Annotated in this window: 10 protein-coding genes; 4 read left to right on the forward strand and 6 right to left on the reverse strand. The window is 71.1% G+C overall.

All coding sequences use genetic code 11. The features are described from left to right. Positions 1-66: 66 nt before the first annotated feature. The gene (locus ACESM1_RS29435; protein ID WP_372624803.1) at positions 67-414 is read right to left on the reverse strand and encodes a globin domain-containing protein; all 348 of its coding nucleotides are present in this window, start codon (positions 412-414) and stop codon (positions 67-69) included. 95 nt (positions 415-509) lie between these two features. Further along, complete coding sequence (locus ACESM1_RS29440) at positions 510-653, reverse strand: hypothetical protein (RefSeq protein ID WP_372624805.1); 144 nt, start codon at positions 651-653, stop codon at positions 510-512. 460 nt (positions 654-1,113) lie between these two features. On the opposite strand from ACESM1_RS29440, the gene ACESM1_RS29445 reads away from it, so the two are divergent. The 3 genes from ACESM1_RS29445 to ACESM1_RS29455 all read left to right on the forward strand — a co-directional run bounded on the left by ACESM1_RS29445 (position 1,114) and on the right by ACESM1_RS29455 (position 4,877). Next, positions 1,114-1,650: a hypothetical protein gene (locus tag ACESM1_RS29445; RefSeq protein WP_372624807.1), complete on the forward strand. Its 537-nt coding sequence runs from the start codon at positions 1,114-1,116 to the stop codon at positions 1,648-1,650. A gap of 103 nt (positions 1,651-1,753) precedes the next feature. Beyond that, positions 1,754-2,230: a hypothetical protein gene (locus tag ACESM1_RS29450; protein WP_372624809.1), complete on the forward strand. Its 477-nt coding sequence runs from the start codon at positions 1,754-1,756 to the stop codon at positions 2,228-2,230. A gap of 310 nt (positions 2,231-2,540) precedes the next feature. Then, positions 2,541-4,877: a hypothetical protein gene (locus ACESM1_RS29455; RefSeq protein ID WP_372624811.1), complete on the forward strand. Its 2,337-nt coding sequence runs from the start codon at positions 2,541-2,543 to the stop codon at positions 4,875-4,877. A gap of 223 nt (positions 4,878-5,100) precedes the next feature. On the opposite strand, the gene ACESM1_RS29460 is transcribed toward ACESM1_RS29455, so the two are convergent. Then, on the reverse strand, positions 5,101-5,886 hold the full coding sequence (locus ACESM1_RS29460) for a LuxR C-terminal-related transcriptional regulator (protein ID WP_372624813.1): 786 nt from the start codon (positions 5,884-5,886) through the stop codon (positions 5,101-5,103). Positions 5,887-6,533: 647 nt separating this feature from the next. Here ACESM1_RS29460 and ACESM1_RS29465 point away from each other — a divergent pair. After that, a complete protein-coding gene (locus tag ACESM1_RS29465) occupies positions 6,534-7,247 on the forward strand; it encodes a LuxR C-terminal-related transcriptional regulator (protein ID WP_372624816.1) in 714 nt (237 codons plus the stop codon). Positions 7,248-7,275: 28 nt separating this feature from the next. Here ACESM1_RS29465 and ACESM1_RS29470 read toward each other — a convergent pair whose 3' ends face one another. The 3 genes from ACESM1_RS29470 to ACESM1_RS29480 all read right to left on the reverse strand — a co-directional run. Then, positions 7,276-8,127: a glycosyltransferase family 25 protein gene (locus ACESM1_RS29470; RefSeq protein WP_372624822.1), complete on the reverse strand. Its 852-nt coding sequence runs from the start codon at positions 8,125-8,127 to the stop codon at positions 7,276-7,278. Next, complete coding sequence (locus ACESM1_RS29475) at positions 8,124-9,464, reverse strand: UDP-glucose dehydrogenase family protein (RefSeq protein WP_372624818.1); 1,341 nt, start codon at positions 9,462-9,464, stop codon at positions 8,124-8,126. The genes ACESM1_RS29470 and ACESM1_RS29475 overlap by 4 nt, the downstream gene beginning before the upstream one ends. A gap of 49 nt (positions 9,465-9,513) precedes the next feature. Beyond that, on the reverse strand, positions 9,514-13,536 hold a 4,023-nt coding region (locus ACESM1_RS29480), incomplete at its 5' end, for a glycosyltransferase (protein WP_372624820.1).

Consider the following 13,536-nt stretch of genomic DNA (forward strand, 5'->3'; position numbering starts at 1 on the left):
CGCCATCGGCAACCTCCTTGACCGCTTCAGCCCCGAAGAATGCACCGACTACCTGCGACACTGCGGCTATGCACAGTCAGGCCAATAATGGTCTAGCCCTTCCTCCAGCGTGTCGAGCAGGGCGGCGCCGACGGTCGCATAATGGCCCGGCTGCACCCCGTAGCCGGCATGGCGACGGCCGAGTTCGGCGACGGCGGGCAGCAGTGCCTCCGGCCGGCGGAGATTGCCGACCACGAAGCCGATCGCGGCCATCAACTTGCGGCCCTGCGCCGCCATGTCGGCATGCGCGAACATCGGGCGCAGGCCGGGGTCGAGGGTGAACAGGCGCCGGTAGAAGATCACCGCGGCCGGCTCGGCGATCGGCGCCACATGGCGGAAGCTCGCTTCGACGAGCGTGGTCTGTTCGGCGGTCATGGCGGGCTCCGTCCTTCGGGTCCCGCCAGGATGAAGGCCTCGGGTTTCGGCAGGATGGCGCCAGGCGCGAAAGGATGTTTCGGAAATTTCGCGGGTTACCAGCGCGGCAGCGGATCGTAGGGGATGACGACCGGCGGTAGCTCCCGGTCGGCCTGCACGGCGACGCCGGCGCAGAGCCCGGCCGCCAGCAGGCAGATCAGGGTGACTAGCCAATAGCGGCGGCTCGGTGAGGGCGGCATGTCAAAGGTAAACATAAGGATGATTCGCGCGAAATACCACTGCTGGTTGTCCAAACTCTTGTGATGCAACCGAATGCCTCGGCAGCCCTCCTCCGCCGCATGGGCCGGCGGTGGCGCTGCGCGGCCACCTCGCGCCGGGAGATTCCCGACCGCACCCGGCTCGCCGCCCCGCGCCGAGACGCCGCCATCGTCACATGGCAGCCCGGCGGCTGTTCCAGGCAGTCGGGTGGCGCGGCGGTTCCGGTTCCCCGGATCAACCGACCGGCGTAGCCACGCGATCGGGTGTTCCCCTTCCGGCGTACACCCCCCGAAAGGCGGCCGCGCGGGCGCAGGCGCATGAACACGCTTTGCGCCCGGCCTTGGCGCTGCCGCCCGCGCTAGGCTGGTTGGAGCGCCTCGACGACCGCATACCCGGAGGGAGTAGGTAATGAGCAGGGTTGCAGCGAAGATCAAGGCTTGGTTGGCGCCGAAGATCACCACCGACAGCGGTGCCCTCTCCGTCGAGATGGGTGCCGAGGCCGTGGCCATCGGCGACGGCACGGCGACGAGCGGATCAGTGGATCTCACCGTGAAGGACAACGGCAAGGTCGCCATCGCGAAGGGCAACGCCACGGCCTGCTCGGGGGCGACGGGCGACGGCGCCTATGCCGATGCCGGCACGTTCGGCGCCGCGGATGGAGCGGACCTCCTCTTCACCTGGACACGCACTAGTTCGGGCGAGAGCGATGGCGCCGCACTGTCAAGCTCCACCACGCGCCTGCTGGCCATCGATCTGCCTATCGATTTCCGCGGCGGGCCGAAGGTTCGGGAAGTCTACTCCGAGAGCGCGGCCTCGCCCGACCAGCTCGCCGAGCTGGACATCCACGGCAGCAGCGCGGTTGCCGCGTCCGACTCCGATGCGGCCGGCGCTGCAACCCACGCCGAGGCCTACACCGATGCGACCGCGCTGGTCGGCTATGCCGAGATCAGCGCCTATGCGAACGTTATCGTGGGCTGATCGCCTTCCGCCTTCCGCGCATTCCACTAGCAAGACAGCGGGCCGCCCGGCGACGGGCGGCCTTCTTGATGTGTGCGTCGTGTGTGTGTGCGTTCCCGCACCGTTGCTCTACTACCTTCGGGTCGTCGCGCGTGTGGTGGCGCTTCTGCAAGCGGCAAAGGGCGTAGCCTCGCCCGACCGGACACCCGCCGCCGTTCGCATCGCCCGGCTCTCATCCGTTGGTGTCTCCACCCCTTGCTCCTTTGCCGCGCGGCTCTGCGGCCCGTACCGTTCTGACGCCGGCGACGCGCCGGCCGAGGACGACCAGTCCCGGACACGCAAGGCCAGGAGACGAGAGATGACCGACTATACCGAGATCAACTTCGACGTCGACGTCGACGTCTACAAGGACATCAATGTCGACGTCTATTCGAACGTCGACCTCGACGGCTGGACGGCGGATGCCGGCGCGGATGCCGTCGCCGATGCCGACGGCTGGGGCTACTTCACGATGGCCGAGGCCTACACCGACGCCTACACCACGATCGGGTACTCCGAAGCGAGCTCGTTCTCGGCGGCGGCGATCGACTACTGGTGCTGATCTGAGCTTGGGAGCTGTCCCGGTTCTTGCCGGGATCTCCTGAGGCAAGGCCCTGGCTCGTCCAGGGCCTTGCTTTTTGCGTGCCGTGTGCATCCTCAGGCTGCGGCGCCGCAAGGGTCGCGGACCCCCCGAAGGATGCAGCTACGCCTTTCGTACCACCCGGTTCCGCCACTTGGTTCCTGCGGCAGCGTCCCGAAGGCGGACCCGCCGAATGCGCTCCATCTTCCGGCATCGCCGGCCGATAGGCTCCTGGGTGACCGCGGCGGCGGTGCCATGCCGCCGACCACAACGAGGCGGGGAGCAAACTGCCATGTCCGGTACGCCCATTTTCAAGCGGCTTACTAACGGGAACGATCGCTACAGCAATCCCGCCACGGGGGAGCAGGTCATCTACGGCCTGGCCGGAAACGACACCATCACCACCTCGATCACGCGGCGCGACGGCACGCCGGATGTGCTGTTCGGCGGGGACGGCAATGACCGGGTGACCGGCGGCGGTTCCAGCGACAGGCTCTATGGCGGCCTGGGCCGGGACACCATGGATGGCGGCGATGGCAATGACCTGATCGACGGCGACGGCGATGACCGGGACCCCGAGGACACGCTGTTCGGGCCGGACCAGATAGTGGCCAGCGATGATGTCGGTGACGACGACACCCTGGATGGCGGCCGCGGCGACGACACGATCTTCGGCCGCGGCGGCGACGACTTCCTGCGCGGCAGCTGGGGCACCGACATCCTTTACGGCGGCGACGGCAATGACCGTCTGGACGCCGGCGGCGACAGCAGCGGCGACACGCTGCATGGCGGCGCGGGCGACGACACGCTGGACGGCTCCTTCGGCGACAACCTGCTGACCGGCGGCTCCGGTGCCGATTCCATGGACGGGGGCGCGGGCGCCGACACGCTGGAGGGCGGCGAGGGCATCGACTTTCTGGCCGGCGGCGACGGCGACGACCTGCTCTCGGGCGGGGCAGGCGCGGACACCATCAATGGCGGCGGCGGGTTCGACATCGTCAACTACTTCGATTCGGATGCGGGCGTGAACGTCCAGCTCGCCTCGACCCTTCCCGGCGTCGGCGGCCATGCGGCAGGCGACCTTCTCAGCAACATCGAAGGCGCGATCGGCTCCGACCACAATGACACGCTGGTCGGCACCGGCGGCGACAACATCCTGCTGGGCCGGGCGGGCAATGACATCGTCATCGGCGGCGCGGGCGCCGACACGCTGAATGGCGGCGATGGCATCGACCGGGTCGAATATGCCGGGACGGCGGCAGGCGTGGACGTCAACCTCGTGACCGGCCTGGTGACGGGTGGTGATACGGATACAATCGCTGCCTTCGAGAATGTCTTTGGTTCGCTCACCGGCGACGACACGCTGACCGGCGACAACGCGGCCAACCTGCTGGCCGGCCTCGGCGGCAACGACATCCTGATCGGCGGCGCGGGCCCGGACACGCTGGACGGCGGCGACGGGATCGACACGGTGGATTACTCGGCCTCGCCGCGCCGGCCATCCGCGCCGCCCAACCCCACCGATGGGGTTCTCGTCGTGCTCGGCGCGCAGGTCGCAACGGGTACCGGCAGCCATGCCGATGGCGACGCGGTGATCGGCGTGGAGAACGTGATCGGCTCGGCCTTCAACGATTCTATCCTCGGCGCCACCAGCGCTGCCGCGGCGGCGGTGGACAACCTGCTGGATGGCGGGGCGGGCAACGACACGCTGATCGGCTTTGCGGGAGCCGACACGCTGCTCGGCGGCGCCGGGAATGACATTCTGGTCGGCGGAGACGGGGCGGATTCCCTCCTAGGCGGCGATGGGATCGACGATGCGAACTACTCCTCATCCGTCGCCGCCGTTTCGGTGAACCTGGCCACGGGCCTCGGCAGCGGCGGCGAGGCCGCCGGCGACACCCTGGGGGGCATCGAGAACGTCGTGGGCTCGTTCGCGGCGAGCGACCTGCTGATCGGCGATGGCGGGAACAATCTGCTGCAGGGCCTTGCCGGCAACGACACGCTGGACGGCGGCGCCGGCAATGACAGCCTGATCGGCGGTGCGGGCGGTGACCTGCTGGTGGGCGGCGACGGCATCGACGAGGCGGCCTACGTCTCCTCGGCCGCGCGCGTCATCGTCGATCTCTCGGCCGGCTTCTTCAGCGGTGGCGATGCCACCGGTGACGTCTTGATCGGGATCGAGAATCTGGTCGGTTCGAACCTCGCCGCCCAGGGCGACATCCTCGTCGGTAACGGCGCGAACAACGTCCTGCAGGGCCTTGCCGGAAACGACCTGCTGAACGGTGCGGCCGGCCGCGACACGCTGGTGGGTGGCGCCGGCAGCGACCTGTTCCAGTTCTCGGCCACGAGCCACAGCCCGCAAGCCGCGCCGGACCTCATCGCCGATTTCTCGCAGGCACAGTTCGACAGGATCGACCTCAGGCCGCTGGGGGCGGGCTTCGAGTTCATCGGCACCGATGCCTTCGCGAACGACGGCACGGCGCAGCTGCGCTACCAGCGCGTCGCCGCGACGGCGACCGTGATCGAGGTGGACGCGAATGGCGACCTGACAGTGGACATGGCGATCGTCGCGCTGCATGCGAGCACGCAGCCGATCGCCTTCGTCGCGGGCGATTTCCTGCTGGCCTGATCGAACCGCCGCCGAGCGCATCGTGCCGACGGTCAACCGCGATGACCGTCGGCACCGCCGCTTCAAGCCCGGACAGGAAGCGGAAGGGGAAACGATGCGAGGCTCGTCGGATGCACTGCGTCCGGCTGCGCTCTGCCGGAGACCATGATCGTCCCCGGGCCCCGCCATCCGGTTCATTCAGGGAAGCGCGCGACGGCCATCCTCAAGCCCGTCGCGGACGGGGTCAGGCGACGCTCTTGGCCGGCCGGTCATCACCGGGCGGAGCGACCCGCCGGCTGTCCTGCTGGGGCACCACCTCAAGCCGGAAGGCTAGCCCAGGCTTGGCCGGCTCACGCAGCGGGAGGTGTTCCGGCGCGCCGCAGGGCGCCTCCCGCACGGCAAGCGCAGCTTGTGTCCGGTTCGCCACGCCGAACCTGCGCAGCAGGCGGCGCACATGCACCTTCACGGTCGATTCCGGCATACCCAGCAGGCGTCCGATTTCCTTGTTGGACAGGCCATCGCGCAGATGCCAGAGGATCGCCTCTTCCTTCTCGCTGACGCCTGCCGGGCGATGCCGCGTCGCCATGTCCCGCGCCAGCTGCAGCCCGCCGCCATGGCCGCCGCGCGAGCCCGCGTTCGGCCCGCGGTTCAGCATGGCGCCGGGCGGAAAGTAGGACCCTCCGCGCATGATGAAGGTGAGGGCGTGCAGGGCGATCTCCGGTTCGGTGGAGGTCGGCAGGAAACCGCGCGCGCCGCCGCGCAGGGCGGCGACCACCTCCTCGGTCGCATCCACGTCGGACAGGACCGCGACCGGCGCGCCGGGCATGAGCTGGGCGAGCTCGGCCAGCCAGCCGGTTGCCTGAGGATCCCGCGCCGAAAGCCCGCCGAGATTGAGCACCACGAGCGCGCAGCGCAGGTCCGGCTCGGGGGCCGCATCCGGTGTGGCCGCGAGCAGCGCGACGCCGTTCTCCGTCGCCCACTCGGCGAGGAAGCTGAGCAGCGCGGCGCGGCGCAGGACCAGCGGGTCCATCACCAACACCGTCGGGCGGGACGGAACGTCACCTGTTGCTGGCTTGTCCACCGCGTCCCCTCGTTCATCGTGCGGGGATGCAGGTCACCCTGGCGCCCGCGCCCGCCTGGCGGGACCGTCCCGCGCTCGGCGGGGAGGCAAATCCGGATCGCGTCAGGCGCAACAACAATAGTGCGGCACAACGTCGCGATGCAGGCGCGAAGGGGGTATCGCCCAACCGGAGGGGCACCTCCGCAGGAAGTGGTAGCCCGACGGGAACGCGGCGGAAGCGCCACGCCATGGCGGTCGCGCTTCCGTTGCGCGGCCGCGACGCGGCAGGCCAGCGGCGTCGTTTCAACCTTGACTGGCTAGGAGGTAGGGCGGGATTGCCCACAAAAGCTGGAAGGACACAGCTTTTTTTACAGTTTCCGAACCACTCACTTGTGTGGAGCTGTTGCGCCAGGACATGGCACACTTGTTCCTGCGATGCTTGCAGCTGACGGCGCAAGGGCGCGGGCAGTATGGCGTTCGAGAGCACCGACTTCCCTGGCATGCCGCGCTGCCTTTTCGCAGCGGGTGCCATGGCGCGGCACGTACGTGCCTTCCTGGGATTCGCCGGGGCCCGGAACAAGGCTGCCGGCGCCCAGAACGAGTGGAGGGATCGAATCGTGAGCTCAAGGCTTGGCAGAGAGGCGGAGCGCTTTCGCATCCTCCTCATGGATGAGCATGCGCTGCGCCGGGCCGCCCTGCACCAATTCCTGGGGTCACTGGGTGCGGAAGCGGGCTTCGCGCTCGACGTCGCCCAGGCCGCGAGCGTCGAGGATGCCGCCCGGATCGTGGGGGGGGCCCACGTCGTCCTGATCGGCTCCGGCTCGATCCCGGAGGCGATGACGCTGCTGGCCGGCTTCCGCGAATCGGCGCCGACCATACCGACTGCCGTGCTTTCGGATCATGAGAGCGCGGCGGAGGTGGTCATGGCGCTCGAGGGCGGCGCGCGGGGCGTCATCTCGACCCGGATCGATCCGGTATTGATGCTGCACGCGCTGCGTTTCATCGCCGCCGGTGGGCATTTCTTTCCGCCGAAGGCGCTGCTCGGCGAGGCGTCCGCCCCGGAGCCGGTGCCGGAGCGCGGCTTCACCTCCGTCTGCGCCTTGCCGCAGGCTGGCGGCGGCGGCCTCACCTCGCGGCAATACGAGGTGTTGCGGCTGCTGCAGGAGGGCCAGTCGAACAAGCGCATCGCCCGGACACTCGGGCTGCGGGAGTCGACCATCAAGGTGCATGTGCGCCAGATCATGCGGAAGCTCGGCGTCGCCAACCGCACCCAGGCTGCGCTCACCGCCATCCGCGTGCCGGCGAACGACGACGGGCTGGTGGCGGCCTAGCCGCCGCCGGGGCGGGATGCGGCCCGGTTCAGCCGCGTATGCGGCGGCCGGGCGGCAGCGGCCGCCAATCGCCATGCGGCGGCAGCACGCCGCGGCGCACCAGCCGCGGCACCTCCCGTTGCAGCCGCCACAGCCTGGGGTCCAGCAGGTTGCGCAGCGGATAGTAGCCGGGCACCGCGCGCAGCAGCGCCATCGCGCCGCCCGTCCGGTGGTCGCGCTCCTCGGTGAGTGAGTGATGGCTGTCCCGGCTCACCCCGGCGCCGGGCGGCGACACCAGGACACGGAAGCGCGGGCGATAGGGAAGTTCGCTGTACACGTCGAGCACGCGGCGAATCGGGAAGGCATGAAGCGCCCGCTGCGCAGCCGCCTCGCGCGTGATCAGGTAGGCATGGCTGCCGGTCGGCGGCGCATGGGTCGCGTAGGCGGTGAGGCCGGGGCCGATGTTCACGCCGTCGGCGCGGTCGTAGTAGACGTGGCCTTGCGGATTGGCGGGGTGGCAATCCAGCAGGCAGTAGTCGAAGTCGAGACTCCGCAGGCCCTCGCGCAGCGTCGGCACGAAGCGCGGATCGAGCCGGGCATCGTCCTCCAGCACCAGCGCCACCGGCGCCGCCGCATCCTGCATCAGGCGGTAGACCGCGATGTGGGAGAGATAGCAGCCGAGCATGCCCGGCGGCATGTCGCGGCCTGCCGGCTGCATCGCACGCCGCTCCTCCGGCGGGATCAGCGCGCCGTCGATCGCGTCCAGCAACTGGAAGCCGACGCCGAGGCGGCGCAGATGCGCCGTGATGCCGTCCCGCCGCCCGGCGGCACGGGCCAGGCTGATGACGTGGACCGGGACCGCCGGCGCCGCGGCAGCCGCGCCGCGAGGGCCCGGCGTCAGTCGCCTGCCTCCGCCGCCATTTCCCGACGGCGCGGCCGCGCGCCGATTCGCATGTAGTCGAAGCCGTGCCGCTCCATCTCCTCGGCGCGATAGACGTTGCGCAGGTCCACCACCACCGGCGCCTTCATGCTCTGGCGCAGCCGCGCCAGGTCCAGCGCGCGATAGGCGTCCCACTCGGTGATCAGCACCAGCGCATCGGCGCCATGCGCGCAGTCATAGGCATCGCGCGCATACTCCACGCCCTGCAGCACCGTTCGCGCCTGGTCCATCCCCACCGGGTCATGCGCGCGAACCGTCGCCCCGGCGCGCTGCAGCGCGTCGATGATGTTGATCGAGGGCGCGTCGCGCATGTCGTCGGTGTTCGGCTTGAAGGTCAGGCCGAGCACCGCGATCGTCCTGCCCTGCACGCTGCCGCCGCAGGCCTTCACCACCTTGCGCGCCATCGCCGTCTTGCGCGCATCGTTCACCGCGACGACGCTCTCCACCACGCGGAGGTTGACGCCGTGATCCTGCGCGCTGCGGATCAGCGCCAGCGTGTCCTTCGGGAAGCAGCTTCCGCCATAGCCAGGCCCGGCGTTGAGGAACTTCGCGCCGATGCGCTTGTCCATGCCGATGCCCCGCGCGACCAGCTGCACATCGGCCCCCACCTCCTCGCAGAGGTCGGCGATCTCGTTGATGAAGGTGATCTTGGTGGCGAGGAAGGCGTTGGCCGCATACTTGGTCAGCTCCGCCGTCCGCCGGTCGGTGAACAGGATCGGCGCGGCGTTGAGCGAGAGCGGGCGGTAGAGCTCCGCCATCACCGCCTTGGCCTGCTCGTCATTGGCGCCGACCACCACGCGGTCGGGGCGCTTGAAATCCTCGATCGCAGCACCTTCGCGCAGGAATTCCGGATTCGACACCACGGAGAACTTCGCCTCCGGCCGCGCCTCGCGGATGATGCGCTCCACCATGTCGCCGGTGCCGACGGGCACGGTGGATTTGGTCACCACCACCGTGTAGCTGCGCATTGCCGCCGCGATCTCCCGCGCGGCGGCGCTGACGAAGCTGAGGTCCGCATGGCCGTCGCCGCGGCGCGACGGCGTGCCGACGGCGATGAACACCGCCTGCGCCGAGGCCACCGCCGCCGCCAGGTCGGTGGTGAAGGAAAGTCGGCCGGCCATCGCGTTGTCCGCCACCAGGCGGTCCAGACCCGGCTCGTAGATCGGGATCCGGCCGGCCTTCAGGTCCTCGATCCGGGTGGCGTTGACGTCCACGCAGACCACCTCATGGCCGAAATCGGCGAAGCAGGCCCCGGAGACCAGACCGACATAGCCGGACCCGATCATCGCCACGCGCATCTGAAATCCCCCTCCAGCTGACCCCGGCAGCTTCGCCGCGGGGGCCGTTTCATTCCCATACCACGCCTAGCGCGCGAAGCATTAAGCCGAGCTTGCGCGCATCCTCCCCTTCACCCGCCTCGGCCGGCGAGACGGCCGCGGGCCGGCGCAGCGAGAGCACGACCTCGGCGCCGCAATCGGCGCAGTCGAGCACCACCTCCTGCCGCCCGGGCGCGTCGGTCTCGAACACCAGGAAGGCGGCAAGCGCGCCATCGAGGCTGACATCCACCCGCGCCGGCCCGCCGAAGCCGGTGCCGTAGACGCGGCCCGAGAATTCCAGCCGCAGCCGCTCCCCCACGCCGCGCGGCCGGCGCAGCCGGATCTCCGCACCTTCGGCCTGCGACCAGCGCCCCTCCGGCTCTGCGTCGAACCAGCCGCGCAGTTCCAGATCGGCGATGTCGCCCGCGGCGGTGAAGTCATAGCGGCGTTCCAGCACGGAAACGGGCGGCGCGGCGGCTTCCAGCCTTATCAGCCGCAGCCCGAGCGGCCGCTCATCGGGGCCCGCCCCGACGGCAAAGGGGGAGGGCGCGGCCTCCACCGCCAGCCGCAGGTCGAGCGCGCCGTCCGGCCCGCCGGCACCTTCGGGCAGCGGGATCTCCACGGAGTGCCGCGCGCCGGGCGCCAAGGCCTGCCGCGCCAGCACCCGGCCGCCGGCCGAGGCTTCCAGCCAGGTGGCCTCGGCGCCCGGCGGCGCGCGGAAGGGCTCCACCTCGGCGACCAGCAGCAGGCCGCCCTGCGCCGCAGGGCCGAGCCGCAATGGCAGCAGCCCGGCGGCGCCGAAGCTCCAGGTGCCGTCCGGTTCCGGCGCGTGCCAGTCAGCGCCGAGCGGCCCGGCGGCGTGCGCGGCATCGAAACGCAGCATGCCGCCCGGCTCCAGCTGCAGGCGCGGCGGCCGGGCAGGGGTGCCGGCCTCGCGCGGCTCGATGGCGACCAGGCCGAAGCCGAACGCCTCCTCCGCCGCGCCCAGGCCGAGCGACTTCGGCGCCCGCACCACCTCGGGTATCAGTTCCAGCGCGATCGGATCGGCACGCCCGCGCAGCGCTGCCGGGAGCGACAGCGTGACGCTCACCGGCGCGTCGGATTCGAAGGTCCAGTCGGCGAGCTCCTCGCCCTCGACCAGCGCCCGCAGCCGCATGGGCGCATCGGGGCTCGCGACCGGGCGCAGCCACAGCAGCAGATCGATATCGCGCCCGGGTCGCTCCGGCAGGGTGAATTCCAGCAGCGGGCGCGCCCCGGCGCAGACCATCCCCCAGCCGCCCCGCGCCACCCAGCCACCCTGCAAGATGCCCTGCGCCTCTGCGAGCAGCTTGTGGCAGCGGCCGAGCGTGAGGCGCTGCGGCGCCTCGCCGGTCGCGCCGAGATGCCGCGCCGCATCCCGCACCGAGGAAACCGGCGCCAACGCCAGGCGCGAAAGACCCAGCCCGACCTCGCGCGGATCCTTCGGGTTCGAAACCTCGCGCACCGCGACCAGCGCTTCGGTCTCGATGGTGATGGACAGGCGCGGGGTGCGCGCCGCGATGGCCGCGGGGATGATGGCGTGCAGCACCATCGGTGCGCCGCCGCGCAGCCGCCAGTGCGCCACCGGCACGCCCTCGGCCAGGATGCGCGCCTCGAAGGATGCGCCGGGGCGGGAGAGCGCGCGCGCCTCGGCGATAAAGACGGCGTCCTCGCCGATCGGCAGGCTCGGCTCGAAGTACAGCTCGGCGCGGGTCGCCGCCGCCCAGCAGCCCCATTCCTCCACCGCGTGCCAGCCAGCGCCGCGGAAGCGTGCTGCGGCGATGCGGTCGGCCAGCTCCACCACCGCGCCCGGGGTGTACGGCCGCGGTGGCCTGCCCCGCGTGGCGGCATCCTCCAGCAGCGAGATCAGCCGGTCCGCCGACTGCGCCCAGGAGACCGCGACGTACTCCTCCGCGATGCGCGCCGCCGCCGCCTCGCGTGCGGCGCGGCTGGTGGCGTAGAACTGCACCTTCGTCACCCAGGCCATGGTGTCGAGCGGGTCGAGCAGCTCCACCAGCCCCGGCGCGATCTCCGGGATCGAGGCGACATCGGCGGCGAGGCACGGCTTGCCATGCCGCAGGCTCTCCGCCACCGGCAGGCCCCAGCCCTCGTAGAGCGAGGGGTACACGCTGAACAGGCAATTGGCGTAGAGCCAGCCCAGCGCCTCGTCATCCACATCGGCCAGGATGTGCACGCGCCCGTCCAGCCGCGCATCGCCGGCCAGCGCGCGCGCCACGTCGCCGCCGTTCCACGCCACCCCGCCGACGACGACCAGGTGCGGGCAGCGCGCGCCTATCCGCTCGACGAGCTTCAGCCAGACATCGTGCAGCAGCCGCTGGTTCTTGCGGTGGTGGATGGCGCCGACCGCAAGCACGAAGGGCCTGTCGGCGAAGTCGCCGGCGATGCGGGGCAGGGCGCTGTCCTCGGTCGCGCCCAATCGGCCGATCTCGTCCCCTTCGCGCAGCATCGCGACGGGCGGGATGGGCAGGTTGGCGATGCGCGCGGCAAAGGCCTCGACATCGCGCTGCGTCGCCTCGGAGACGGCGATCAGCGCCTCCGCGCCGTCGAGCATCAGGGTGAGGTTGTGCTCGAAGACCGGCGCATAGCCCTCGTCGAACCAGAACGGGAATTTCGTCGGGATGACATCGTGGATCAGCGGAGTCAGTCGCAGGCGGTGCGCACGCGCGAAGGCGACCACGCTTTCCGCGTAGAGCGCATTCTGCATCCAGGCGCTGCCCGCCACCAGCAGATGCGCGCCCGCCGGCAGGGCGTCGGCGGGCAGGGGCGTTTCGTCGTGCCGCGCCAGCGCCGCTTTCAGCGTGCCCTCGCGCAGCGCCGCGGCGGGGATGTCCACGAAGGTGCGGGAGGTGCTGTTCCAGGCGACGAAGCGGATCTCGGCCTGCGCATCGGCTGCCAGCGCCAGCGCCAGCGCCGCCTCCACGCGCGCGATGCCGGTCCAGCGGCCCTTGTGGTTGGCGCTGGTGGTGAGGTCCATCACGATCGGCACGCCGCACCAGTCACGTGCCGTCGGCGGCGAGGGCAGGGGCAGCGGCGGTGCCGCGCCGCGCGCGCGGGCGGCGGCGATGGCTTCGGCGTACACCGCCTCGGTGGCCGCGCGGTGGCGGTCCCAGGAGAAGGTCTCGGCGATGAAGGCCTTCTGCGCCGCCACCTGCTCCGCGCTGCGCCGCGTCTCCCAGGCGTCCAGCACGGCCGTGCGGATCGAGGCCGGATCGCCCGGATCGCAGCCGCGCGAGATCGCGGCCAGGTGCTCGCGCGCGCCGGATTCGTCGGTCAGCACCAGCGCCGCGCCCGCCGCGCCGGCTTCCAGCGCGACCAGCGGCGCGCCTTCCGACCAGCTCGGCAGCACCGCGACCCGCGCCGCCGAACAGGCCGAGGCGAGTAGCGGCGAATTCGGCTCCAGCCGGTCGAGGATATGCACATCCGGCCCGCGATGCCGTTCCAGCAGGTCTCGATAGGCGCGGTTGTCGCCATGGCCGATCAGCACCACGGGCAGCCCGGTGCCGCGCAGCGCGTGCAGCAGCATCAGCTGGTTCTTGCGCGGCTCGAAGCGTGCGACGCAGAGCACGAAGTCGCGCATCCCCGTCGCCTGCTCGAACAGCGCCGGATCGGCTTCGGCATAGAGCGCTGCGTCCACCGGGTTCAGCACCACGCGGCCATGCGCCGCCTCGGCGCCGATCCGTGCCAGCCGGGCGCGCTCCCCCTCGCCGAGCAGCACCAGCCGGTCGGCCAGCGCGCACATCTCGCGCACTGCGGCGTGGAAGCCGGGCGCGGGCTCGGCGGCCGGCTCCTCGCTGGCGCGCGCCTCGACGAGCTCGGCGCGGAAGGCGGCGAGCGCGGCCTCGCCAGGACCTTCCGGCCCGGCTTCCGCGAAGAGGCGCGGCAGGCGCTCCTCCCAACGGTCGCGCAGCCTGTGGTCCAGCAGGATCGGCGAGAGCACCACCGCCCGCCCGGCGGCGCGCGCGCGCCGCCCGAGGTCGGGCGCCGACCCCGGCGGCCAGCGGTTGAAGGCGTGGAT

It is taken from the genome of Falsiroseomonas sp. (assembly GCF_041690465.1).
In the GTDB taxonomy this organism is placed as follows: domain Bacteria; phylum Pseudomonadota; class Alphaproteobacteria; order Acetobacterales; family Acetobacteraceae; genus Falsiroseomonas.